The organism is Acidisoma cellulosilyticum (genome assembly GCF_020621385.1).
Classification (GTDB): Bacteria; Pseudomonadota; Alphaproteobacteria; order Acetobacterales; family Acetobacteraceae; genus Acidisoma; species Acidisoma cellulosilyticum.
The window spans coordinates 209,895-233,822 of sequence record NZ_JAESVA010000004.1; the positions used below are offsets into that span (position 1 = coordinate 209,895).

Genomic DNA, 23,928 nt, shown 5'->3' on the forward strand with positions numbered 1-23,928 from the left:
ATTCAGACGATAGAAGACATTTCGCCGCAGGGCTACTCTCCTTTTCACAGAACGAGGACAGAGACCATGAGCAGATTTGAAGCCGTCGCCATCCCGGACAGTAAGCTGGCACGCGAAGTGACTGAGATCGTGCGCGATACGGAATCCGAATTGCTGTTCAACCATTCCAGCCGCGTGTACCTGTTCGGTGCCATGGCGGGTGTCGGCCAGGGGCTGAGCTTCGATCGCGAATTGCTTTATACCGGCGCGATGTTTCACGACATGGGCCTGACCAAAGCCCATAGCAGTGCGCATGAGCGTTTCGAGGTCGATGGCGCCAATGCCGCGCGGGATTTCCTGAAGCGCCACGGCATCGCCCAGGCCGATGTCGATACGGTGTGGACGGCCATCGCCCTGCACACGACGCCGGGCATTCCGCAGCATATGCACCCTGTCGTGGCGCTGGTGACGGCGGGCGTCGAGATGGACGTGCTGGGCCTGACCTATAAGGAGTATTCGGATGCGGAGCGGGAGGCGGTGACGGCAGCTTTTCCGCGCACGCCGCAGTTCAAGGAAGACATCATCCAGGCCTTTTATGACGGCATCAAGCACAAGCCGCAGACGACCTTCGGCAATGTGAAGGGGGATGTCATCGCCGACAAGGAGCCGAGCTTCCATCCCGGCAATTTTTGCAACGTCATTCGGTGCTCCTGCTGGAAGGGCTGAGCGTTTCGCCGGTAGAAGAGGCGTTGTGCGGCTGAAAAAGGGTAGGTCCCCGGGACGAGCCCGGGGATGACGAGTTTTAAAACTGGTTTTTAGCTGTCATCCGCGCACATGTTGCGCGGACCTACCCGGTTGAGCAGACGTCATTGTCTAATCTCCTTCGGTGACGCGGATGGCGGCATGGACGGCGGCGCCAGCCGCGTCCAGCACCGTGACATGATAGAAGCCGGGGCCGGGCGGCAGCCATTGCGTCTGCCGCAGCGCGCCGATGGAGAATATCGGTGCGTTGTCAATCAGAAAGCTCAAAGGCCGCTCGCCACCCATGGCTTTGAGGTCGAGCGGCCCAAGACCGTCGATGACGGCACCCGGTGGCGGAAACAGCAGGCGCAGCGGATCGGGTGAGGGGGCAGCGGCGAAAGACAGCATCCGTGTTTCAGGTACCACCACACGCGGTGCTGCCGGCACGGCGCTGAACAGACGCGCCAGGATCGGCAGCGCGTGATCGGCGGCGGCGCCGCTATCCATCGCGGTGCCGTCCGGCCGTCCGACCCAGACACCGATGATATGGGTACGGTCGAAACCGAAGGCCCAATTGTCGCGATCGCCCCAGCTTGTTCCCGTTTTCCAGGCGATGCCGCGCGCGGTTGCCTCCCCCGGGAAAGGCCGCGTCAGGATATCGGCGACCGTCTGAGCCGATGCCGGCGGCAGCAGGCGGTGGTTTTGCGGTGATGGCTTGTCAAACAGGCTGAGCGGTTGGACGCGGCCATCCGTCGCCAGCCCGGCGTAAAGCGCCATCAACTGGCGCATGGAGAGGCCGGCACCACCCAGGATGATCGGCAGGCTGGGCGCAGCGTCGCGCGGCAGCGCCAAGGGCGTGCCGGCGGCGGTGAGAGCGGCGCTGAAGCGCAAGGCGCCGTAGCGGGCGAGCAGACCGACCGCCGGAAGGTTGAGCGAGCGGCGCAGAGCTTCCGCCGCCGTCACCCGCCCCGCGAAGCGCCCCGTAAAATCTTCGGGGCCATAGCTGCCGAAGCGATCCGGCGTATCGGCCAGAAGACTGTTCGGTTGGGCCAGCCCATCGGCGAAGGCGAGTGCGTAGAGGAAAGGTTTCAGGGCCGAGCCCGGACTGCGCAAAGCGCGGGTCAAATCCGTCCGTCCAGCCCGCGCCTTGTCAATCCAATCCCCCAGCCAGAGGGCCGAGAGTTTTCGCGACTTCAGATCGCCGACCATGACGACCAGCGCCACGCGCGGCGGGAGGTCCGTGAGTGCCGCCTGTGCTGCTTGATCGACGGCGGCCTGAATGACCGGGTCAATGCTTGTGCGCAGCACCGGCGGGTGGTGCAAAGATGCCAGAAGTTGCGGCAAGGCGCGCGGCATCGGGAAGCGGTGCGTCGGCACCGGCTCCGCCTGCGCGACTGTCGCTTCGGCCGCGGTCAGCAGGCCGCGCTGTTCGGCAAGAACGAGAATCCGGTCGCGCAAGCGCTTCGCGGCCTCCGGGTGTCGGTCCGGCCGCAGCGCCTCCGGCCGGCGAGGCAGGGCCACCAGCAAGGCGGCCTCCGCCGCGTCCAATGCGCCCGGCGGCTTGCCGAAATAGGCGTAGGAGGCGGCTTCAACCCCCACGAGGTTACCGCCGAAAGGCGCCAAGGACAGCCAAAGCCCCATGATGCGGTCAGGCCGCATTCTTCGCCAAAGGTCAAAGGCGCGGGCGGTTTCCAGAACCTTGGCAGAAAGCCGGCGCGGTCGCGGGTCCAATAGTTTCGCGACCTGCATGGTCAGCGTGGAGCCGCCGGAGACGACATGGCCGGCCGCCGCCCATTGCAGGCCGGCGCGCAGCACGGCGCGCGGATCGACCCCCGGTTCCGTCCCAAAACGGCGATCCTCGACCGTCTCCAGCAACTGCCGCAAAAACGGAGAAACATCATCGGCCGAGGTGTCGAACCGCCAGACCCCGCCGGGCGCCGGGGCGAGGGCAAGGAGAGACCCGTCATCCGCCAGGATGCGCGTCCCCCAGGCGCTGACTGGCGGCATCGGCGCCGGATCCAAACGGCCGAGGACCGCAAGGCCGGCCGCACCTGCCGTCAGCGCCAGTACAGCACCGAGGCAGGCGAGTCCGAGCCGCCTATACTTCTTTCGCGTCACGGGGCGGCCGGTGTCACCGTGATATGCACCGTGCCTTGGCGCGCGAAAATAGCCGGGCGGTACATGTCGGCGACGGTGATGCCAGGATATTCGTATGCGCCCGGCGTCACGGCGCGGAGGATGACGGCCAGCCGGAAGCTTGCCTGATCGCCCGTCAGGCTGATGGCCGCCGCGTAACGGTCATCGGCGGCAGCCTCGCTATCCGTGGAGGTCAAGGTGCCGAGCCAATCCATGCCCGGCACGGCGCCACCGGGGAAGCGCCCGGCGATTTCCCAGCCTGCCGGAAGTCCGGCGAGCACCACGGCATGATGGTCCTGCCCGTCGGTCGCCTGCCCGTCGATCACTATGGCGAAGGTCGTGTTCTGGGTCAGCTTGTCCGGGTTGATCTCCGTCCCGTCCATGGCAAAGAAATGCCGATGCACGACGATGCCGTTATGCGCGGCGGCGGGCGCGGTGAGGGGTACGCCCTGCACGACAACGCTGCCGGGCAGCGTTGTTTTGCCGGGGTTCTGCACGGTGAGCGGTGCCATCAGGGGCAGATTGATGGCGGGGGCCGGCCCAAGGCGCTTGCCGTTGGCGATCAGCGTCACCGGGCCGCTGCTCGCTGCCATGGCGGCCGCTGCCGCACCAGCCCAGGCCTGTTCCTGGGTATTGAGATCATCCGGATTAAGGTCGGCGCCGGGCAAGGCCGCACGGATGCTCGACAGGCGATCATTCATCATCCCGCTTTCGGCGATCAGCACGGCACTCGCCAACTGATCGCGGAGCGAGGAGCCGTAATCGCCATACCAGGGCTTGCGGCGCGGATCGGCCAGCACCGAGGCGAAGATGGCTTTTGCTTGATCGGCTTGGCCGAGACGGGCGAGGGCGGCCGCGATCTGCGCGCGGGCCAGCGGCGTCGGCTCAGAATCAACGCCCGCAGCAGCGACACGAATGGCCCCCGCCGGTGCGCGGCCGGCGAGCGAGAGGACATAGAGCGCATAGGCCTGAGCCGAATAATCATCCGGGCTGGACGGTGGCGTCGCGATTTCCGTCGTCAGCCAGCCCATGGCCTGATCGATCATCGGCTGCGGCACGGCAGCCCCGGCCTTCTGGGCGCGCAGCAGCATGTCGGTCGCATAGGCGGTTAGCCAAGGCTCGGCATCGCCGCTGGAGGACCAGAGGCCGAAGGCGCCGTCATAGCGCTGCCGGTCGGACAGTGCGGAGACAACCTGCTGCAGGACCGCGGCGCGGTCCGGTCCGGCGACGGAACCCGACAGCATGGCGAGCGGCAGGCCGCGACTGGTCAGCTGCTCCAGACAATCCAGCGGATAGTCTTCCAGCGCGCGCACCATGGCAGCCGGATCGTAACGAACGCCGAGGCCGAAGGCAGCGCTGGCCCGCCAGGTGCCGGGGATGAAGGCAGAGGTGTTCGGCGTGACGGTCTGGGACGGGGCGCCCGGCGGCAGGTTCAGCACGGTCACCTGTGCGACCGGCGCGCGGGCGGAATGAACGCTGATGCTGGTGTCATGGACCACATGGAAGCCCTTCGGCCCATCGGCCGTGACGGTAAGGTCGCCCATGCCGGCGTTTTTGGCGGTCAGTGTGACCGGCACCAGCAGACGCTGCTGGCTGGCGAGGGTGACGGGTGCCGGGTCCTTGCCGCTCAGCGCCAGTGCGCCGGAGGCGGTGACGTGGAGTGTGAATTGCCCGGGCGGCAATTCCAGGTTCTGCAGCATGACGGCGATCTGTGCCTGATCGCCGGGGGCGAGGAAGCGCGGCAGCAGCGGCTCCACAATTGCCGGGTCGCGCATGATGATGTCCTGACCCAGGCTGGCGCTCTGGTTGCCGTCCCAGCCGACCGCCATCAGGCGCAGCGTGCCGTCGAAGTCCGGCAAAGCGAGCGGAAAGGTCGCGATGCCGTCCGGCCCGGCCTGCACCGGCCCGGCGAATAGCGAGACGATTTTCTGAGGAATGGGGGCGGAGGAGACGTCGATATCGCCGCCCGCGCCCTGGCGGAGGATGGTATTGGCGGCACCCGCCGGCGCCAATAGGCGTGACCAGTCATCATGAATGCCGACGCCCAGCATGCGCTTGCCGAAGAAATGGCCGAGCGGATCGGGCGTCTGGAAATTGGTGAGGGACAGAATACCCTCGTCCACCGCTGCCAGCGTCACCCAGGCCCCGGGCGTCGTCTTCACGGCGAAGCTTGCCGTGGTGCGCGGGCGATAGATCGGCGCTGTCTGGATGCTCAGCGGCAGGGTGCGGGGTTTCGGATCGAGCGCCACCCAGGTGAGGCCGATGGCACGCGCGGGTGCCACCTGCTTGTCGGCGTCCGCCGTCGTACCGCCGGGGCGGAAGACATGCACGCCGATATAGGCGCCCGGTCCCCAATCGGCCGTGACGGGGATGCGGACATCGAAACTGGTGGAGGCGGGTGTGAGGTCGATCAGCCGCTTGATGCGGTCGGTCATGACCAGCACGGTCGCGGTGCCGGCATAGGGCGCCTCGACATGGATGGTGGCGATGTCGCCCGGCTCATAGCTCTGCTTGTCGGCGCGGACGGAAACGCGGGCCGGCACATCCGGATTATCGCCGACCGCCCAGCCGGAATAGAAGATGACGGAACTTGCGGCCATGCCGCCGCTTGCTTGCAGCACCTGCAGGCGGTAGCGGCCGAAGGGCAGGTTTTTGCCGTAGCTGACCGGCGCACCGCCGGCGGGAATGGTGATGTCCTGGCTGTCGACCGGCTCTTCCCGCCAGACCGTCTCATACCGCGCCTGACCGTTGGTCACGGACAAGCGCCAATCCGGCGTCTGCCGTACCAGACGGATCTGCACGGGCATGGCGACCCGCTTGCCGTCCGGCGCGACGGCGACGATGCGGAAGCCCGCCTTAGCGTTTTCGTTGACGGAATCGCCCGAGAAATCCTCGGCGATGCCGATCATCGGTGCAGCCGGTCGGATGGGCAGGGATGAATTGGCACCGACGCTGCGGCCCGCCGGATCATTCACCGTGACAGAGATCTGTGCCTGCAAGGCGAGGCTGGTATCGGGCAGTGTCGAGAGATCGACCGGCACGGTGGTATTGCCGGCATCGTCGGTGGCCGCCACATCCGGCTGGGATTGGCTGGAGGTGAAAGCGTCCTCCGTGAGGCCGAAGTGATAGCTGCCGAAATCGGCGAAGGGCGTCGGGTTGGGAACGATGGTGACGGTCGCGGAGCCCGACAGATCATTACCCGGCGCGCCATACAGAAAGCGAACATTGACCGGCAGATCGGTCTCGCGCCCCGGTTCCAAAATCGCCGGTGCGGTCTTCGCGAATTCCACGGCGAGGCGCGGCGGCACGAAGGCGTCGACCGTGAAGATTTGATCGGCGATGGCAGGGCCGGCGGGATCGGTCTTGAGCGCGATGTCCCAGGTGCCGAACTGAGCGCCGGAGGACAGCGTCACGGCTTGATGGATGGAACTATCGGCCGCGCGGGCGGGGACGCTATCCTGAAACACCCGTCCGTCCGGCCGCGTCACGATCAGATGCAGCGGCAGGTCGGTGGGCTGGCCGCTTTCATCGCGCAGCAGCGCCATGACCTGCACGGTTTCACCGGGGCGATAGATGCCGCGATCGGTCCAGATGAAGGGATCGACCGGACCGGGTTGCGGCAGGCCGGAGGCGCCACGGTCCGACAGATCGAAATCGGGCGCCGTCAGATCAAGCCGGGTAAAGTCCCCGTCCGCGCCATAGATATGCAGACCGGCCGGCGCGAGGCCGTTCTGCCCGGCGAGCAGAGGCTGGGCGAAATGTACGATGCCGTCATGGTCGCTGGTCGCATTGGCCAGGATGTCATTATCGGTCGCTATCAGATCGACTTTCGCGTCGGCGACAGGCAGGCCGGTGGCATAGGAGCGGATCTGCACCGTGTCCCCATCGGTGCCGTGCCAGACGGTCGGCGCCAGATCGGTGCGGAGAATCAGCTGCACGGCGGCGGGTGCATTGCCGTCTGCGAAGGGCGTGCCGTCGCCCGGTGTGGCGATCAGCGCGTAAAGGCCAGGCGCCGAGAGCGCAGCCGGCAACGGCAGCACGCTATGGGTCAGCGCATTGCGCGTGAAATGGGCGATATCGGCGCGGCCCGACCAGACGGTTTTGCCCTGGTTCTGGGCGAGGTCCTGCGCGCCATAGATATCGATCGCGCCATTGCTCGGCGGATAGGTCTGCATGACATGCAGCAGGTTGCGCTCCCCGATCTTGACCAGCGAGAGCTTCACGGCCGAGAGGTTGACGGCGTCGAGGGCGACCGTCGCAAGCGCATCCTTCGGCTGCAGAAAGCGGCTGCCGTCGAAGACCAGGCGCGGTGAGCGGTCGGGCATCGCGACCGGGACGGTCAGGTTTTGGCGCAGCGACAGGCCGCCATCGCCCGGCATGCCCTGGCGGAAGGTGACCTGGGTCGTCGCGCCAGCGGGCAGGCCCGTGATGCAGATGCGCTGCGATTCCAGCGTGACGGCGGCGTCCTTCACCGCAGGCCGCAACGCCACCCAGTCCCCCGGATGGAAGTCGGGTGAGGTCGAGGGGTCACCGAGGAAGGTCAGGCACGCGCGGGTCGGGAAGGATTCGGCGTCGGTCGTCAGACCATTGAACAGCAGGCCGAGCGCCTGCCGGCGCTGGGCCAATTCCGCCTGCATCGCCGCATCATGCGGCAGGCGGCGGGCGATGGCGGCCAGCACCTGGACTTCCGGGATCGGCTCCTTCAACGCCACCAGCGCCGTTCGCATGAGCTGGAGTGCCGCGACCTGGTCAGCGACTGCTGTCGCGCTGTTCTGATCGACCGTCGTGAAGGCGAGCCAGGATGCGTCCAGAGCGAGCTGCGGCTGGGGCGGAGAGACTGCCAGTTCCGCTTGCGCCAGGAACAGCCAGGTCGCGCTATTGGGCGTCGTGTTCTGGGGCAGGCCGCCGATCAGCATCTGCAAAGCGGGCAGGGCCTTGGCGTAATCCTTGGCTGCTATGGCTGCCTTGGCGGTGTCCGCCGCGTCGCGCAGCTTCGCGTCCGTCAGACCCGCCGGATAGGGCGCGCGCAGCTTGGCGGCGAAGCTTTCGGCATCGCTTTGAAGACCGGGAAGGTTGAGCTCATCCGACGCATCCTGCGCTTGCGCGAGCGGCGTGACGGCGAGCCCCATCAGAAGCGTGGCGATCGCCAAGCGGCGGAAAAGCGACATGTTTTTCTCCCAGGTCGTCCGGTCTTGGCTGGGATCTTTACGCGCTCGATCCGCGCTTTGGTATCCTACCTCGGACGGGGGCGGCGGATTGTCACCTTGATCTCACGCGCACGACGTCGGCTCAGACCTCCGCCAACCGGTCTGTATCAGGCCGATGGAAGACCGCGACGATGATGGCCGATGAGAGCGAAAGCGCACCGAGAAGCCAGAAGGCCGCGCTGAAACTGCCAGTGAGGGAGACGACGTATCCGGTCAGGCTGGGTGCCACGAAGGCGGCGACGGCGAGTCCCGCGTCCATGATGCCGAGGGCGGTGCCCGCCTGCCGGCGCGCGACATCCACGCCCGCCGCAAAATAGACGGCGTTCGTGCTCATATTCAGCCCGACCGCGAGGGAGATGAACAGGATCGCGACCGTGCTATTGCCGGACAGCACGACCGGAATGACGGCAAGGGCAGCGCCGAGTTGACTGATGATCAGCAGATAGCTGCGCGCGATCCGCAGACTGCCTGTTTTGCGCAGAAGAAAATCCGAAAATGGCCCGCAGGCAAACAGCAGAACCGCCGCGAAGCTCCAGGGCAGGAAGGAGAAGAGACCGACATTGTGGATGCTGAGATGGTAGTGGTTTTCCAAAAATGTCGGCAGCCAGTTCATGAAGAAGAACAAGGAATAGCCGAAGACGAAAAAGGCGAAGGTATTGGCGGCCAGCGTCCGATTGGCCAGCACCAGCCCGATATCGCGCCAGCGGAAAGCGTGGTCGGGCGTCCGTTTTGCCGTGTCGTTGCCGCTGATGACGCGGCCTTCCGCCGCATTGACATAAGGTGAGGCCGCCGGGCTGTCGCGGAACAGCCAGAGCCAGAAGGGAATCCAGACGAGCACGAGAAGGCTCAAGATCCCGAACATGAGGCGCCAGCCAGCGACGCCGAGGATGGCGGTGAGGAGCGGTCCGCCTAGGGCGAGTGCCGCCGGCACCGCGACGAGGACGCAGGCCATGGCCGTCGCGCGTTCCCTGGCAGGCAACCACTCGGCCAGGGCCTTGCTCATGGCAGAGAAATTGGGACCCTCGGCGAGGCCAAGCCCGGCCCGCGCGGCGAGCAGCGACAGGGATCCGACGGCGAAGGCCGTGCTGCCGATGGCGATGCTCCAGACCAGGGCCGCGATCAGCAGCACGATCCGCGTGCCCCAGCGGTCGATCGCGACGCCACCGATCAGGGTGGTGACGAAATAGCCGAGGCCGAAGGCGCCGAGGATGACGCCCATGGCGCTGGGCGCGAGATGGAATTGCGCGCTGATCGCCGGTACCGCATAGGCGATGGCCGAGCGGTCGATATAATTGAAGACCGTAATGACGAACAGCAGAAGAACGATCCACCAGCGGAACCGGGACGGGGCGGGAAGGCTGAGGAGCATCGGTCTTCGTTCCGCCGGTTATGCAGGCGTAACTATCCTGGTGCCAATTCCAAAACAGGGCAATGGCCCCGGATCGGCTGCCTGCCGGCCGGACCTCCTACCGGCGCAGGAAATGATTGCGGCCCGTCTCGGCGTAAAGATCGATATCCAATGCGGAAGCCTTGCCGGTCGGCCCCGATGTGAACTGAACCTTTCCGATCGAGCCTGCCGGCGCGTTCTCGCCCGAGGGCGTATAGGCGAAGATATCGCCGTCCCAATGCCGCAGGGGGAAATCCATCGATTTCGGCCCGAGCACCAGCACCAGCGCGCCACCCCGCTGCACAATATGCGCGGTGCCGAAATAGTCGTTTCCGTAGTCGCCGACATAATCCGCGAGAGGCTTGGCCGGTGCCGGGTTGGCGGGCGGCGTTTTGCCCGCGAGCGTGCCTTGGGGCGCCATCAGCGGTGCGATGACCCGGCCATAGTCATGCAGCCAGTCCCGCGACACGTATCCGAACTGGACCAGGTCGGCGAACATCGCGTTCAGCGCCTCGACCGCGCCGATCGGCGACGCATTGCTGAGCGTGACGATGCCGATGCCGGCCGAGGGGATGATCATGAAACTGGTCGCGGCGCCGAGGGCGAAGGCGCCGGAATGGCTGATGGTGGTGCGGCCGGACGGTTGCGTGCCGACATTGAAACCATAGCCGTAGAGGCCGGGGCGGGCGGTCACGCTGGCGGAATGAGCGGCGACGATCTCCCCCGTCACCGCCGGCAGCAGGGCATCCGGATCGATCACCGGTTTCGCGTCATAGACGCCGTCCTGCATCACCATTGCCATCCAATGCGCCATGTCGTTCACGGAGGAGCTGACACCCCCGGCGGGTGACTGCGCATCCGGCTGGCGCTGATATTTCGCCGCGTAAACGCCATCGACCAGAACATGCCCGACCGCCTTATCCGGCCGCTTCTCGAAATCCGCGAAGCGGGAGCTGGTCACATTCATGCCGAGTGGGCGGTAGATGGCATCGTCCGACAGGGTCGCCCAATCCTTGCCGGAGGCGGCGGCCACGGCTTCGGCGGCAGCCGTGATGCCGAAATTCGTATAGGCGTAGGTATCGCGGAATGAGGCCAACGGCAGATATCGTAAGCGGTCCAGCACCTGGCGCTGCGTATAGCCGAGGTCTTCCAGTTCGTCGCCCGCGTGATCCGGCAGGCCCGAGCGATGCGCATACATATCGCCGATGGTGACATGCTGCGTGACCCAGGGGTCGCCGAGTGCGAACCAGGGCAGATGCTTCACGATGGGCGTGTTCCAGGTGACGACATGCTGTCCGACTTCGCGCGCGATGACCGTGGCGCCGACCGCTTTGGACAGGGAGGCGAGCTGGAAGACCGTGTCGGCATCGACCTTGTCAGGCGATCCCACGCGCCGGACACCGAAACCCTTCGCATAGACGGTTTGGCCATTATGCACGACCGCGACTGCCAAACCGGGAATGCCGGTCTTTTGCATGATTTGCGCGATCAATCCGTCCAGCTGCGCGACGGCCTTGTCGATCTGTCCTGGCGGGATCGGCACACCGACCATTTCCGGCGGCGAGACTGAGTTGTCGATGGCGGGAGGCGGGGGGGCAGCCGAGGCTTGGCCGGCCATCAGACCGGCAGCCAGGATGCCGGAGCCAAAAAGCCAGAAAAAGGATTTGTTCGCCATCGCCTTCCAGTCTCCCAAGCCAGTAATACCGCTTGCGAAACTTTAAGCCGGTCCGTCTCTTTTGGGGAGAGTGCCAGTGAGGGGATCAGCGGATCATGCGACCCGATATCAGGATACGGGTATCATCAGTGGTTTCCAAACCTGGTCTGACCAGGCCGATTCGGATCAAAATCCCGCTGACCGCGACACCCACAAAAACGTGATGTTGCGGCGCACCAAAATTCTTGCAAAGGGAGTGAGACGGAGGTAACTAACATGGCAGCAGCGTACGGCGGTCCCGGATCGTGTCGCTGCTTTCTTGGACGTTTCCTCCCTAAACTTGGCGGTGCTTCGGCACCGCCTTTTTTTTTCGTCTAAGGATTAATGCCGTAGAACACATGCTTCAGGACGCAGCAAGGACGAAATCAGTAAACTTTTTGATAGACGCTAGAGCGATTTGAAATTCGCTATAGCGAATAAAACCAATCTGGCGACGTCGCGTTACGGGTGCTCGACGCGATTGCGCCCGGCATCCTTGGCCCGATAAAGCGCCGCGTCGGCGGTCGACAGCAGCGCTCGCAAGGGTTCCCTCCGGCGCAGCCCGGCGGTCACGCCGATGGATGCGGTGACTTGCGGCAACCCAGGCACCAGATCGCGAAAATCCTTGGCCGCGAGCTTCGCGCGGATTGCCTCAGCCAGACGCAGCGCCGCGGGCAGATCCGCGCCGGGAAGCAGGATCGCGAATTCTTCCCCGCCCATGCGCCCGATAATGTCGGAGCCGCGAACCTGCTGCGGCAACAGCGCGCCGATCCATCGCAACACGGCGTCACCAGCGTCATGACCAAAGCGGTCGTTGATGGATTTGAAGTGGTCGATATCCATGAGCAAGACGCCGACGCCATTCCTGGGGTCGCGCTCCTGCGCCCAGAATGCCTCGGCTTCCGCGAAGAAGCTGCGACGATTGCGGAGCCCGGTCAGAAAATCGACCATGGCGGCTTGTTCGAAGTCGTGCTCCGCCTGTCGTCTGCGCCGGTCCAGCCGTTCGTAGACAGTCGCGCTGGCGCCGATCACCGTCACGATGACGAAAGACATGAAGATGGTTTCAGTCGCGAAGGTCTTGAGGTTGTTTTCGAGGCCCAGGCGGCAGACGACAAATCCAAGGAGAAGATAAACCCCCGTCAGCGCGCCGATCTGTATCCGCGCCATGCGCCCGGCAGGCCAAGGGCTCAATATGCCGCGCAGCATGCCGCGATGGGCGGTCGCGAATAGAATGCCGCCTGAGGCTGCTAGCGTGCTGATGATCGTCGGTGGCGCCATCTGTCCGTAGAACGTCGCGATACCGTCCAGATAGCCGGTGAGCCCGATGAGCGGCAGCGATGCGGCGGCGGCGGCGGCCAGTTGTGCCAAGCCGATCCTGTGCTTGGATTGGAACAGGATGGCGATGGCCGAGAGCAATAATGATGCGGCGGTATTGGGTCCCATGCGAATGGGTGTGCCCGCGCTCAGATTCTCCGCCAAAATGCTTGGAAAAGGCGTCAGCATCCGGAATATCGAGCCACCGGTCCAAGGATCGGTCAGCCGGGCCAGGCCGATCGTGATGACGGCGACGGCAAGACAGAGTGCAATCGTCCGTCCGCGACGGCGGCGGTTGAGATAGGCCGCCACCCCGATCATGACCAGAGAGGCTGCAGTCAGCGGATGCGTGGCGGGCCCATGGGCCAGGGGCCGCCAAAGCCAGGACGTGTGGGTGACATAACCGAGAAGCACCAGAAGGCCGATGGCGGTGGCAGCAATCGCCAATATCGGTGCGATGGCCAGGGCGAGCCGCACCGGTCCCTGTCGCGGATGCGAAGTAGCGAGCCGCGGCGGCTGCTTTTGCGGCTTGCCAGTCATCGAAAGTCTTAGATCCTTTCCTGAAGGCCCTTCGCGTTGGATCCTTCTAAAGACCTTGGACGGAAGACTGCTCGGCCCCAATACCCGTCTTTAAGGGCAATTTGTAGGCAGGGCCAGCCTGCCCGGTTGAAATCCGGACCCCCTTCCCGATCTGGCGGGCAGGCTATTCCAGAACGGAGAATTTCCATGGCGACGACCTCTCCGCCGGCGTCCACGGACCTTGGCATCAATCACATCATCGCCGACCCCGGGGTCATCCTGCCCTTCGTGCTGAACAACGCGCTGCATGTCGTTGGCGCTTTGGCGATCCTCATCATCGGATTCTGGCTGGCCGGACGGGCCGACTTCCTGGTCAACCGCGCCTTGCGGCATTCCAAACATGTGGATGAGATGCTGCGGGGCTTTTTCAGCTCGATCGCCCGCTATTTCGTCCTGACCATCGTGGTACTGGCCGTGCTGTCGCAATTCGGCATCCAGACCACCAGCCTGGTCGCGGTCATCGGCGCGGCGTCCCTGGCCATCGGCCTTGCGCTGCAGGGCACGCTGTCGAACCTGGCAGCCGGGGTGATGCTGTTGATTTTCCGCCCTTTTCGCATTGGCCATGCGGTGACGGTCGGCGGCAATACCGGCACCGTGCGCAGCCTGTCGCTGTTCTGGACGGAGGTCGTGACCGACAGCAATACCCAGATCATCATCCCGAACGGCAGCGTCTGGGGGCAGCCGATCCGCAATATGACGACCTATACCCAGCCCGTGACGACCGCCCAATTGCGTGTGCCGGTGCCGACCGGCTGGGGGTTGAACGACGCTTGCACCCGGATCAAGGACATCACCGTCGCAACGCCGAAGGTGCAGGCCGCCCCGGCGCCGAGCGTGCTGCTGGACCGCGGCGGCACTGACAATGGCATTCAGATCGTGATCACCTTCGCGCCCGACGGCGACAGCACGGGCTCGATCAAGAACGATATCCTGCGGGCGATCGACGAGCAGATGGAAAAGCCGGGCCGCCAGCAGCGTGCGGCCTGAGGCTTAATCTAGTCGCCGACCGAGACCGAGCATTCCGGCAAAGCGGCCTTGGCCGCCTGTGCTCCGCGTCCCAGGAACAGGAAGACCACGATCGCCGTCAGCACGGTGATGCCGGTGAGCAGCAGAAGCAGCGTTTCGAAACCGGCCGAGTAGCTTTGTACCAGCAGGGCGGGTGGGACGCCCGGCAGGGAGGTTTTGGCGCCGGCCAGATCGCCGGTCGCCAGACGCTGTGCGGTTTTGGCGCTGCCGGCCGGGAGATGCGCCGCCGTCAGCGCCGACAGAATGGCGCTGACGAGGGCGAGCGCCACGCCCTCGCCGGCCACGCGGGTTGTGCTGAAGATGCCGGTCGCCATACCGGCACGCTCCTTCGGGACAACGCTGACGGCGAGGCCGTCCATGAGACCCCAGGGCAGGCTGATGCCGGTGCCGATCATGATCATCGGCGCGATGATAAGGCCATGGGCTGTGCCGACCGGAAAGCCGCTGAGCCAGAACAGGCCGGCAGCCGAGATCAGCAAGCCGATACCGCAGATAATGGCGGGGGAGAGAAAGCGGGTCAGCAGTCCGGCCAGGATCGGCAGCACCAGCAGCGGGGCGGAGAGCGCGATCATCAGCTGTCCGGCGGCGATGACGCTCATCCCTTCGATACCGGTGAAGCGGATTGGCAGAAGGATCAGCAGCACGACGAAGGCATAGGCCGGGGCGGCAGCGAGCAACTGCACGCCGACGAAACGTGGATAGCGGAACAAGGTCAGGTCCAGCATCGGCCGCGCCACACGCTTTTCCACCAGGCCGAAGACGGCGAACAAGACCACCGCACCGATCAGCAGGGCGATGACACGCACGTCACCCCAACCGCGTTGCGGGGCGAGCAGAACGCCATAGGTGAACAGCGATAGCGCCGCGGTGAAGCTGATGGCGCCGGCCCAGTCCAGCCCCTTGGCCGCAGGGTCGCGCGATTCCCGCAACACGCGGGTGGCAAGGAGAAAGCTGGGCAAGACCAAAGCGAGGACAAGCCAAAAAATGCTGCGCCAGCCGAAGGCGTCGATCATCACGGCGGAGGCGATGGGGCCGAGCGACAGGCCGACGCCGAAACTGGTGCCGACGATGCTGAAGGCGCGCGTGCGCGCATGGCCGTCGAATTCCTGCGCCAGCGCCGCCATGCCGCCGGCGAAGGCCGCCGCCGCCGCCAATCCCTGGCCGGCGCGCAGCAGATCGAACCACAGGATATTGGGTGCAAAGACGAGCCCGAGCGAGACGAGGGCGAAGGCGCCGGTGCCGATGAGGAAGACGCGCTTGCGGCCGTGATGGTCGGCCAAGGCGCCGGCCGCCATCAGCGCGCTGCCGAAGGTCAGCATGAAGGCATTGGTGACCCAGTTCAGCGCGATCGGGCTGCCGCCAAGGGTGCGCCCGATCTCGGTCAGCGCCACCGCCGGTCCCGTGAAGGTCAGCGGCATGGCGGCGGCAGCCAGGCAGACAGCCAATAGGCCAGCGGCTTTCTCCCCCGCTGTGGGCGGGATGGCGGATGCGGTCATGGAAACCCCTGCAAAGAATCGGGACGGCTGAGCGCCCCGTCAGCAGGCAAGATAATTTCGCGACAATCACCCCGGAACCACGGTATTCTTCCTTAGATAACGGAATTAAACGCTCGAATAGGACCTATTATGGACCGCCTCAGCGGCCTCGACGCTTTTGTCGGCACGGCCGATCTCGGCAGTTTCGCCGCAGCCGGCCGCGTGCTGGGCCTTTCGGCCTCGGCCGTCGGTAAGGCCGTGAGCAAGCTGGAGGCGCAGCTGGGCGTGCGGCTGTTTCAACGCTCGACCCGCAGCATTCGGCTGACGGAAGAGGGCCGCATGTTCCATGAGCGCTGCCGGCGCATTCTGGATGATCTGGGGGATGCCGAGGCCGCCATCGCCCGTACGTTGGAGACGCCGCGTGGCAGGCTGCGGCTGAGCGCGCCGCTGGTGAGCTATCATCTGCTGCTGCCGCTGCTGCCGGATTTCATTGCGCGCTACCCCGAGATCGAGCTTGACCTGGATTTCAACGATCGCATCGTCGATCTGATCGACGAAGGCGTCGATGTCGCGATCCGCAGCGGCGACCTGCCGGATTCGCGGCTGATGATGCGGGCGCTGAGGCCCTTTCAGATGGTGCTATGCGCCGCGCCCTCCTATCTCAGCCAGCATGGCCTGCCGGAGACGCCGCGTGACCTCGACGGGCATCTGAGCATCCGTTTCCGCTACCCCAATAGCGGCAAGCTGCCGGATTGGCCGCTGACCTTGCCGGCCGGTGCGGCAGAGCCAAGTCTGCGCATCCTGATGACCTGCAACAATATGGAGGCACTGCGCCGTGCCGTGATCAGCGGCCTTGGCATTGGCTGCATGCCGGATTTTCTGGTCCGCGAGCCGCTGGCGCGGGGCGAGTTGCAGACGATCCTGGGCAAGCATATGGACGGGCCGGGACAGTTCAGCCTGCTTTGGCCGTCCAGCCGTAACCTTTCGCCGAAAGTGCGGGTTCTGGTCGATTTCCTGAGTGAACGGCTATTCGCGACGCAATGCGACAGCCTGCCGGGTGCCGCCGTCTGATCAGGACGCGGATCGGCTGCGACCGAGGGCCAGGGTGACCCCGCTCAGGGTCAGCAGCATGGCGAGGATTTCGCGCAATCCCAGCGTTTCGCCGAGCAGCAGAACCGCGGAAAGGGTGCCGAGGACCGGAACGAGCAGCATGGCGGTGGAGGCCGTGGCGGCCGACAGGCGCCGCAGGGCAGCGAACCAAGTCAGGTAGCAGATGCCCATCGGGAAGACGGTCATGTAGACGAGGCTGCCGAGCGCGACGGGCGTCATCGCCCGCAGATGCGGATGCTCGAACAAGGCACCGGCCACCAGCATGGGCAGACAGCCCAGGCCGACCTGCCAGGCGGTCGAAGTAATGGGCGGCAAAGGCAGCGGTTTGCCGTTCAACACCGTGCCGAGGGCGAAGCATATGGCGGCCGTCAGCGCGAGCGCCGCCCCGACCGCTTGATCGCCGGAGAGCGACAATCCGCTGCCGCCGAGCAGCACGACGACACCCGCGAGACCGAGAACGAGGGCCAGGAAGCCCCGCGCATTCGGTTTGGCCCCAAGGATCGGCCAGGCAAACAGGCTCGCCCAGATCGGCATCGTATAGACCAGCAAAGCGCCTTCCGCGACGCTGACCCAGCGCATGCTGACGGTCGAAAGACCCATCCAGACGAGGACATTGGTGAGGGAGGCGGCAAGCAGCCTGGGGATTGCGGCGCGGGGAACCTTCAGGCTTTGCCCACGCAACGCGGCGACGACCGCGAGGGCCAGGGCCGCGACAACGCCCGCCATGCCCCGCGAAAACAGCGGCGGCCAGACATGGAGGATGATCTTCATGCCCGGCCAGTTCAAAGCCCAGCCGACGGCCGTGACGAGAAGACAGGCGATGCCGAGGAGGTGCTGCGAGCCTTTGTCCTGCGCGGGCGCAGCATTCAGGCTGCCGAGGCCCGCTTCCTCCTCACTGAGAATCCGGTCACTCATTCAGCCAAGCCTTGTTTCACGCCATTCCAATCGTCTTAGGACCAGAGTGGCGCAAATCAAAGCTGTGTCTCAAAGGACCTTCCCGGGGTTGAGGAGAGAACGCGGATCGAGCGCGTGCTTGATGACGGCCATCAGCGCCAGTTCCTCCGGATTGCGCGAGAAGGGCAGGAAGGGTTTCTTCTTCAACCCGATGCCGTGCTCGGCCGAGACCGTGCCGTGGCGGCGACGGACTTCGTCATAGACGACGGCATCGATCGCATCATAGGGCTGTGCCGGCGCGCCCGGCACGCAGGCGATGATATGCATATTGCCGTCCGCGATATGGCCGTAGAAGCAGCTGAAACAGCCGGGGATCTCCTGTGCCAGCCGCGCCCGGCAGGCATCCGCATAGCGGTCCATGTCGGCGACCGCGAGGCCGATATCGAAGGAACTATGCGGCCCGAGGACAAGCTTGAACTCCGCCGCCGCGTCGCGCGTGCCCCAGAAGGCTTTGACGTCGGCCAGTGACTGCGCAACGGCGGCGTCCGTGATGACCTCCGCCTCGACCTGACTTTCCAGCCAGGTCTCGAAACCCTCCGTATCGCTGTCCTTATTGCCCTGCGCTTCGACGAGGACATAGAAGGGATGGTGAGAGGTCAGCGGATCGCGCACGCCCGCGACCTGTCTTGTCGCGACCTCCCAGTAATCCGGCCACATGACCTCGAAAGCTGAGAGCAAAGGTCCGAGAGAGCCGCGTGCGGAGGCGAGAAGGCTGAGTACGGCGTCATAGCTGGGCAGGCCGCAGAGTGCGGCCATGGTGCAATGCGGGCGCGGAAACAACCGCAGCACGATACGCGTGATGATGCCGAGCGTGCCTTCGCTACCGATGAACAGCTGCTTCAAATCATAACCGGCATTGTTCTTGAGCATCTTGTTGAGGCTGGTGACCAGCGTGCCGTCCGGCAGCACAACCTCCAGCCCCAGCACCATCTCGCGCGCCATGCCGTAGCGCAGCACGCGATTGCCGCCGGCATTGGTGGAGACATTGCCGCCGATGGCACAGGACCCGCGAGCGCCGAGATCGAGCGCGCAATAGAGGCCGGCATCCTCCGCCGCCTTCTGGATCACCTCCAGCGTGGTGCCGGCGCGCACCGTCATGGTGGCGGAATCGCGGTCGATCTCCTCGATCCCTGTCAACCGCTCCAGCGACAGCGCGATGCTGCCTTCGATGGGCCGCGCCCCGCCGGCAAGTCCGGTGAGGCCGCCCTGCGGCACGACCGGCACACCATAGGTGGCCGCAATCCGCATGCTGGCCGCGACGCCGGCCGGATCGGTGGGGCGAATGACGGCGAGCGGCAGGACAGCGCTCAGCGTGCTCCAATCCTGCTTGTTGCGGTCTGGGATATCGGCGCCCGTCAGCACGGCGCGGTCGCCGAGCGCGTCACGCAGCGCGGCGATGACTTGGGCGGAATCGGCTGTCATCGGGGCACCAATCAATAGCCGGAGCGGGATGGTGATTGACCGGCCGCGCCCCGCAGTTCCGCCAGCAATTGCAACCCGTTGTCACGCAGCAGCGAGACGTCGCTCGTCACCGGCAGAAGCTTGTAACCGGCGCGGACAAGATCCTGCCAGGTGGCGCCGGCACTCGGCACCGTGCCGTAAGGCTTGCCGGAACCGGCCATGGCGCGCTCGGCCTGAGCGACCAAGGCGCGAACCTCCGCCCGGTCGAGCTTTTCCAGCAGACCGATGGAGCCGGCCATGTCATTGACGCCGAGGAACGGCAGATCGACACCCTCGACCGCGCAGATTTCATGGGCGCGGGCGACGGCATTGGCCGATTCGATCTGCAGGATCAGCAGCAACTCGTCATTCGCGCGCGCCATGTAATCGGCCGTGATGCCGTAACCGGAGGCACGCACGATGCCGGCGGCATAGCCGCGCCGACCGGCAGGCGGATAGCGGCAGGCGGCGACCACCATCTCGGCCTCCTCCACGCTTTCGACGGAGGGGACCATGATGGAATTGAAGCCGGAATCCAGAATGCGCTTGAGGAAGACAGGGTCGGCCGCCGGCACCCGGACGATGCAGGGCGTCTGCGTCAATTGGGCGGCACGCAGCACGGCGATGGCGTCCTGCAGATCACCCTGGCCGTGTTCGAGGTCCAGGATCATGAAGTCAAAACCGAGATGACCGATGATTTCGGCGACGACGGCGCTGCCTGTTTCCAGCCAGACGCCAAATAAAGGCCGATCTCCGGCAAGGCTCTTCTTCAATGCATTGGTGGAGAACATGGCGCTTGTCCCTCGTCTTTTGTCTGCCGGTCTGGTGACTGTCCCTGCCGTCGCATTTTTTTCTGCGGCGCACAGAGAAGCCGGCCTTTCGGTCCGTTTTCCCGATCGCTCTTTTATCCCCTTATGGCGAGCAATGAAAGCGCTTACTTTCGCAATTCTAATCCGGCGATGAGACCGGCTGACAATAAGCACTGGAGGAACCATGCGTACAGCAATTCTGGCGAGCCTGTTCGTTGCCTCTCTCGCGTCCACGGCATTCGCGGATTCATCAGGCAAGAAGATCGCCTTATCCAATTACTATGCCGGCAATTCCTAGCGCCAAGCCATGCTGGACAGTTGGAAGGAAGTCGGCCAGCAGGCGGTGAAAGATAAGATCGTCGCGGCGGCGGACGCGTTCACGACGGCGGACAAGGATGCGCCGAGCCAGGCAGCACAGGTTCAGAACCTGATCCTGCAGGGCTATGACGCGATCGTGATTGACGCCGCATCCCCGGAAGCGCTGAACGGATCCATTAAACAGGCCTGCGATGCCGGCATTGTCGTCGTCGCCTTCGACGGTGATCTCCGCCAAGCTTGACGAGATTTTTCCGGGCCATGGGATTTCCCCCTTCGATCTCATCGGCGATCTGGCCATCGGCCAGCGGCAGATGGTGGAGATTGCCCGCGCCTATTGTCTGACGCACGATCCGCTGCATCTCATCATTCTGGATGAGCCGACATCCTCGCTCGATTCCCAGACCTCGGACCAATTGCTCGCCCATATGCGCCGCACCGCACAGAGTGGCCTCAGCACAATCCTGATCTCCCATATGCTGGGCGAGATTTTGGACAATGCCGATCGCATCGTCGTCATGCGCGACGGCACGGTGGTGCGCGCGGCCGATGCTTCGTCCTTCGACCGGGAGACGCTTGTGCTCGCCATGGGCAATACCCATCGTGATCGTGGCGCGGGGACCGCCAGGCGCAGCCTGCGCGATCGCCCGACGGTCATTGAAGCCAAGCCGCGCAAGGGCGGTCAGATTTCCCTGCTGGCCAGGAAGGGCGAGGTCATCGGCCTTGCCGGGCTCGCAGGCCATGGCCAGACGCGCATGCTGCTGCGCATTTTCCGGGCTGCCGCCGCGCGGCAGACGGGTCTGCGCGTCACCGGGCGTATGGCGCTGGTGGCGGGCGACCGCCAGACGAATGGCATTTTTCCGTTGTGGTCGATCACCGAGAATATCGCGGTGCGGTCCATGCGTCGGATGACGCGCTACAGCCTGATATCCGCGAAGCAGGAAGATGCGCTGGCGACGCAATGGCGCCACCGCATCGGCATCCGCACGCCCGATATGCGGGACAATATCCTGACGCTTTCGGGGGGCAATCAGCAGAAGGCGCTGTTCGCCCGGGCCTTGGCCTCGGATGCCGAGATCGTGCTGATGGATGACCCCATGCGCGGCGTCGATATCGGCACCAAGCTCGAAGTCTATGACATCATCCGCAAGGAGGCTGAGAACGGGCGCACCTTCTTTTGGTACAGCACGGAATTCGAGGAGCTGGATAATTGCGATCGCGTCTATGTCTTTCGCAATGACGTGATCACCGCAGACCTGGACCATGATGACGTGACCGAGGAACGCGTGATTGCCTCCTCCTTCGCGGAGGGCGCGGCATGAGCGCGGCGCTGATGCCCGGTCGGGCCATCGTCACGCGGTATCTGGCGCCGCGACGGCTGCTGCGGACGCTGCTGCCGAGCCTGTCGCTCGCTTTGGTGCTGATCGCCATCGGCTGGCTGAACCCACGCGCCATCAGCTATTTCGGCTTCAACCTGATGCTCAATCTGGCGATCCCGATAGCACTCGCGACGATCGCCCAGATGTTCGTCATCACCGTCAACGATCTCGACCTGTCGATCGGTTTCTTCGTAAGCTTTATCGGTTGCGTGGGTGCCACCTGGCTGCCGCAGCGCCCGCTGATCGGCATTGCCATGATCCTGGGCGGCATCCTGGTCTATGCGCTGGTCGGCGCGCTGATCCGCCTGCGCAACCTGCCATCGATCGTGGGGACGCTCGGCATGAGTTTCGTCTGGCAGGGGGCCGCGATCATCCTGCTGCCGCAGCCCGGCGGCGCCGTGCCGAACTGGCTGCATGGGCCGATGAGCTATCACACGCCTTATCTGCCCTTTCCGATCGTGGCGGCCATCGTCATTGGCCTGGTCACGCATTTCGGCCTCATGCGGACCTCCTTCGGCACGGTGCTGCGCGGTGCCGGCGGCAATCCGCAGGCGATCGAGACGGCCGGCTGGTCCATCCTCGCCATCAAGATGATCGCCTTCGCGCTGGCCGGGGTTTTCGGCGTGCTGTCGGGATTGTCGCTGATCGGCATTGCGACGGCGGCCGACCCCAATGTCGGCGGTGGCTATACGCTGCTCTCCATCGCCGGCGTCATCCTCGGCGGCGGTGAATTCGTGGGCGGTCGAGTCTCGCCGATCGGCGCCGTGATCGGCGCGCTGACGCTCGCACTCGCCTCCAACTCTCTGCTCTCCTTCATGCATGTCTCGCCCGATTGGCAGATCGGCGCCAATGGGCTGATCCTGATTGTCATCCTGGCCGCACGCGCGCTCATCAATCGGCAGGAGGCCGCACAATGAAGCTCGTTCGACGCGCCGCGTCCCAGCCCTGGATGCTGTCCTTCATCGGTGCGGTTGTGGTGTTTGCCGCCGCCATCGTCATTGCTGGCGGCCATGGCGCGGGCAGCATGGCGAGTGCGGCGGCGAGCCTGGCGGTTTTCATGGTCATCGTCGGCCTCGGTGGCACCTCGGTCGGCGGCGGGCAGGCGACGGTGCTGGGCCTATGGGGCGCGGCGCTGTTTCTTGTCTTCCTGCAGATCATGCTCAACACGCTGGGTGCGGATGCCGGCACGCGGCTGCTGATGACGGGGCTTGTGATCATCGGCGTCATTACCGTCGCCGGCGGCGGCCGTCGCGCCCGCCGCTGAGCGTGGCGGGCTGGTGGTGGCGCGCAGACGCAGGTCCGCACGCAATTCGTGGGACTGAACCGGCACACCGCCGCCGGCCGCCTGGACAAGCTGCTGACCGGCCAGCCGCCCGATCTCCAGATTATCGACCCGCATGGTGGTCAATTGCGGGGCGATGCGGGAGACGATGGCGAGATCGTCAAAGCCGGTGATCGACAGATCATTCGGAATATCGAAGCCGAGATCGAGTGCGGCGCTGATGGCGCCGAGCGCCAGATTGTCATTGCCGCAAATGATCGCCGTCGGCCGCGTTTTGCTGGCCATGATGCGACGCAGGCTCTCGGCGCCGAAATCCATGCTAGACGGGCCGATATGCAGATCGGTCGCACGCAGCGTCACGCCACCGGCGGCCAATCCTTCACGCAGACCCTCCAGCCGCGCGACGACACGGTCATTGGCGTCGACCGGCTGAAAAATCGCCGCGATCCGCTTGTGGCCGAGCGAGACGATGTAATCGGCGATCTGCCGGAAGGCCGCGCGATTGTCGAAGCCGATACAGGGATGCGGGCTGTCATGGCGAAACCCATAGGTCAGGACATAGGGAATGCCGCGCTGCCGCAAAAGATCGAAAGCCTGAGGCGGATAATTCTCACCGACCAGCGCCAGAACCTCGATGCCCTGGGCCAGCATGGCCTGTACCTGGTTGAGCCCCTCGGCGGGATCGTAATTGCTGCAGCCGAGCAGAAGCGTGAATCCATTTTCCGCGAAGACCGCCTGCATGCCGCTGATCTGACGGGCGAAGATCTCATTATCCAGCGTCGGGATGATCGCACCTGCGATATGACTGCGGCGGGACGCGAGCGCCCGGCCGGCGGCATTGGGAATCCAATGCAGTGCGGCGGCCGCTTCCCGCACCCGCTGCTGAATGCTGTCCGAAACCTTGGCGGGTTCATTGAAGACGCGGGAAACGGTCGCGGTGGAGACCTGCGCCAACCGGGCGACTTCCGCCAGCCGTGTGCGGCCGGTACCGCCGCGCGAGCGCCTTGTTACCTTGTCATCGGCCAAGCGATTGCCCCGAAGGTAAACGAGCCATGATGATCAATAAGCCCAAAGCTTTCACAGGAATACTGACATGGCATAA

16 protein-coding genes are annotated in these 23,928 nt (G+C 64.9%); 6 read left to right on the top strand and 10 right to left on the bottom strand.

Translation table 11 applies throughout. The annotated features are described in order from the left end of the window. Nucleotides 1-66 precede the first annotated feature (66 nt). Complete coding sequence (locus tag ACELLULO517_RS13295) at nucleotides 67-705, top strand: HD domain-containing protein (protein ID WP_227307883.1); 639 nt, start codon at nucleotides 67-69, stop codon at nucleotides 703-705. Between the two features lie 147 nt (nucleotides 706-852). Here the strand turns inward: ACELLULO517_RS13295 and ACELLULO517_RS13300 are convergent, their stop codons facing one another. The 5 genes from ACELLULO517_RS13300 to ACELLULO517_RS13320 all read right to left on the bottom strand — a co-directional run bounded on the left by ACELLULO517_RS13300 (nucleotide 853) and on the right by ACELLULO517_RS13320 (nucleotide 12,997). After that, nucleotides 853-2,838: a transglycosylase domain-containing protein gene (locus ACELLULO517_RS13300; RefSeq protein ID WP_227307884.1), complete on the bottom strand. Its 1,986-nt coding sequence runs from the start codon at nucleotides 2,836-2,838 to the stop codon at nucleotides 853-855. Then, on the bottom strand, nucleotides 2,835-8,024 hold the full coding sequence (locus ACELLULO517_RS13305) for an alpha-2-macroglobulin family protein (RefSeq protein ID WP_227307885.1): 5,190 nt from the start codon (nucleotides 8,022-8,024) through the stop codon (nucleotides 2,835-2,837). Before ACELLULO517_RS13305 ends, ACELLULO517_RS13300 begins: the two co-directional genes overlap by 4 nt. A gap of 121 nt (nucleotides 8,025-8,145) precedes the next feature. After that, entirely contained in the window at nucleotides 8,146-9,432 is a 1,287-nt protein-coding gene (locus tag ACELLULO517_RS13310) for an MFS transporter (protein WP_227307886.1), read from the bottom strand. 97 nt (nucleotides 9,433-9,529) lie between these two features. Beyond that, nucleotides 9,530-11,125, bottom strand: coding sequence for a serine hydrolase (locus ACELLULO517_RS13315; RefSeq protein ID WP_227307887.1), 1,596 nt, complete (start codon nucleotides 11,123-11,125; stop codon nucleotides 9,530-9,532). A 480-nt stretch (nucleotides 11,126-11,605) separates the two neighbouring features. Beyond that, nucleotides 11,606-12,997 carry a GGDEF domain-containing protein gene (locus tag ACELLULO517_RS13320; RefSeq protein WP_227307888.1) on the bottom strand — a complete coding sequence of 464 codons (1,392 nt, stop codon included), beginning with the start codon at nucleotides 12,995-12,997 and terminating at the stop codon, nucleotides 11,606-11,608. 186 nt (nucleotides 12,998-13,183) lie between these two features. Between ACELLULO517_RS13320 and ACELLULO517_RS13325 the strand changes: the two genes are divergently transcribed. Beyond that, nucleotides 13,184-14,023: a mechanosensitive ion channel family protein gene (locus tag ACELLULO517_RS13325; RefSeq protein WP_227307889.1), complete on the top strand. Its 840-nt coding sequence runs from the start codon at nucleotides 13,184-13,186 to the stop codon at nucleotides 14,021-14,023. 8 nt (nucleotides 14,024-14,031) lie between these two features. Here ACELLULO517_RS13325 and ACELLULO517_RS13330 read toward each other — a convergent pair whose 3' ends face one another. Then, nucleotides 14,032-15,558 carry an MFS transporter gene (locus ACELLULO517_RS13330; RefSeq protein WP_227307890.1) on the bottom strand — a complete coding sequence of 509 codons (1,527 nt, stop codon included), beginning with the start codon at nucleotides 15,556-15,558 and terminating at the stop codon, nucleotides 14,032-14,034. Nucleotides 15,559-15,687: 129 nt separating this feature from the next. Between ACELLULO517_RS13330 and ACELLULO517_RS13335 the strand changes: the two genes are divergently transcribed. After that, nucleotides 15,688-16,608 carry a LysR family transcriptional regulator gene (locus ACELLULO517_RS13335; RefSeq protein WP_227307891.1) on the top strand — a complete coding sequence of 307 codons (921 nt, stop codon included), beginning with the start codon at nucleotides 15,688-15,690 and terminating at the stop codon, nucleotides 16,606-16,608. Here the strand turns inward: ACELLULO517_RS13335 and ACELLULO517_RS13340 are convergent, their stop codons facing one another. From ACELLULO517_RS13340 to ACELLULO517_RS13350, 3 genes are all read right to left on the bottom strand, one after another. Next, nucleotides 16,609-17,562, bottom strand: a complete 954-nt coding sequence (locus tag ACELLULO517_RS13340) for a DMT family transporter (RefSeq protein WP_227307892.1) — start codon at nucleotides 17,560-17,562, stop codon at nucleotides 16,609-16,611. Between the two features lie 69 nt (nucleotides 17,563-17,631). Beyond that, the gene (locus tag ACELLULO517_RS13345; RefSeq protein ID WP_227307893.1) at nucleotides 17,632-19,023 is read right to left on the bottom strand and encodes an FAD-binding oxidoreductase; all 1,392 of its coding nucleotides are present in this window, start codon (nucleotides 19,021-19,023) and stop codon (nucleotides 17,632-17,634) included. Between the two features lie 11 nt (nucleotides 19,024-19,034). Next, on the bottom strand, nucleotides 19,035-19,832 hold the full coding sequence (locus tag ACELLULO517_RS13350; protein ID WP_227307894.1) for an HpcH/HpaI aldolase family protein: 798 nt from the start codon (nucleotides 19,830-19,832) through the stop codon (nucleotides 19,035-19,037). 325 nt (nucleotides 19,833-20,157) lie between these two features. On the opposite strand from ACELLULO517_RS13350, the gene ACELLULO517_RS13355 reads away from it, so the two are divergent. The 3 genes from ACELLULO517_RS13355 to ACELLULO517_RS13365 are packed head-to-tail and all read left to right on the top strand — an operon-like array spanning nucleotide 20,158 to nucleotide 22,461. Continuing rightward, nucleotides 20,158-20,409, top strand: a complete 252-nt coding sequence (locus tag ACELLULO517_RS13355; RefSeq protein ID WP_227307895.1) for a substrate-binding domain-containing protein — start codon at nucleotides 20,158-20,160, stop codon at nucleotides 20,407-20,409. Next, entirely contained in the window at nucleotides 20,360-21,487 is a 1,128-nt protein-coding gene (locus ACELLULO517_RS13360; protein ID WP_227307896.1) for an ATP-binding cassette domain-containing protein, read from the top strand. Before ACELLULO517_RS13355 ends, ACELLULO517_RS13360 begins: the two co-directional genes overlap by 50 nt. Beyond that, nucleotides 21,484-22,461, top strand: a complete 978-nt coding sequence (locus tag ACELLULO517_RS13365) for an ABC transporter permease (protein ID WP_227307897.1) — start codon at nucleotides 21,484-21,486, stop codon at nucleotides 22,459-22,461. Before ACELLULO517_RS13360 ends, ACELLULO517_RS13365 begins: the two co-directional genes overlap by 4 nt. 200 nt (nucleotides 22,462-22,661) lie before the next feature. Here the strand turns inward: ACELLULO517_RS13365 and ACELLULO517_RS13370 are convergent, their stop codons facing one another. Next, nucleotides 22,662-23,852, bottom strand: coding sequence for a LacI family DNA-binding transcriptional regulator (locus ACELLULO517_RS13370; RefSeq protein WP_227307898.1), 1,191 nt, complete (start codon nucleotides 23,850-23,852; stop codon nucleotides 22,662-22,664). Nucleotides 23,853-23,928 lie beyond the last annotated feature (76 nt).

What these genes read in the sequence shown, in the direction of transcription:
- ACELLULO517_RS13295 (WP_227307883.1), top strand. Translation starts at nt 67, where the DNA reads ATGAGCAGATTTGAAGCCGTCGCCATCCCGGACAGTAAGCTGGCACGC.
- ACELLULO517_RS13305 (WP_227307885.1), bottom strand. Translation starts at nt 8,024, where the DNA reads ATGTCGCTTTTCCGCCGCTTGGCGATCGCCACGCTTCTGATGGGGCTC.
- ACELLULO517_RS13310 (WP_227307886.1), bottom strand. Translation starts at nt 9,432, where the DNA reads ATGCTCCTCAGCCTTCCCGCCCCGTCCCGGTTCCGCTGGTGGATCGTT.
- ACELLULO517_RS13315 (WP_227307887.1), bottom strand. Translation starts at nt 11,125, where the DNA reads ATGGCGAACAAATCCTTTTTCTGGCTTTTTGGCTCCGGCATCCTGGCT.
- ACELLULO517_RS13320 (WP_227307888.1), bottom strand. Translation starts at nt 12,997, where the DNA reads ATGACTGGCAAGCCGCAAAAGCAGCCGCCGCGGCTCGCTACTTCGCAT.
- ACELLULO517_RS13325 (WP_227307889.1), top strand. Translation starts at nt 13,184, where the DNA reads ATGGCGACGACCTCTCCGCCGGCGTCCACGGACCTTGGCATCAATCAC.
- ACELLULO517_RS13330 (WP_227307890.1), bottom strand. Translation starts at nt 15,558, where the DNA reads ATGACCGCATCCGCCATCCCGCCCACAGCGGGGGAGAAAGCCGCTGGC.
- ACELLULO517_RS13335 (WP_227307891.1), top strand. Translation starts at nt 15,688, where the DNA reads ATGGACCGCCTCAGCGGCCTCGACGCTTTTGTCGGCACGGCCGATCTC.
- ACELLULO517_RS13340 (WP_227307892.1), bottom strand. Translation starts at nt 17,562, where the DNA reads ATGAGTGACCGGATTCTCAGTGAGGAGGAAGCGGGCCTCGGCAGCCTG.
- ACELLULO517_RS13345 (WP_227307893.1), bottom strand. Translation starts at nt 19,023, where the DNA reads ATGACAGCCGATTCCGCCCAAGTCATCGCCGCGCTGCGTGACGCGCTC.
- ACELLULO517_RS13350 (WP_227307894.1), bottom strand. Translation starts at nt 19,832, where the DNA reads ATGTTCTCCACCAATGCATTGAAGAAGAGCCTTGCCGGAGATCGGCCT.
- ACELLULO517_RS13355 (WP_227307895.1), top strand. Translation starts at nt 20,158, where the DNA reads ATGCTGGACAGTTGGAAGGAAGTCGGCCAGCAGGCGGTGAAAGATAAG.
- ACELLULO517_RS13360 (WP_227307896.1), top strand. Translation starts at nt 20,360, where the DNA reads ATGCCGGCATTGTCGTCGTCGCCTTCGACGGTGATCTCCGCCAAGCTT.
- ACELLULO517_RS13365 (WP_227307897.1), top strand. Translation starts at nt 21,484, where the DNA reads ATGAGCGCGGCGCTGATGCCCGGTCGGGCCATCGTCACGCGGTATCTG.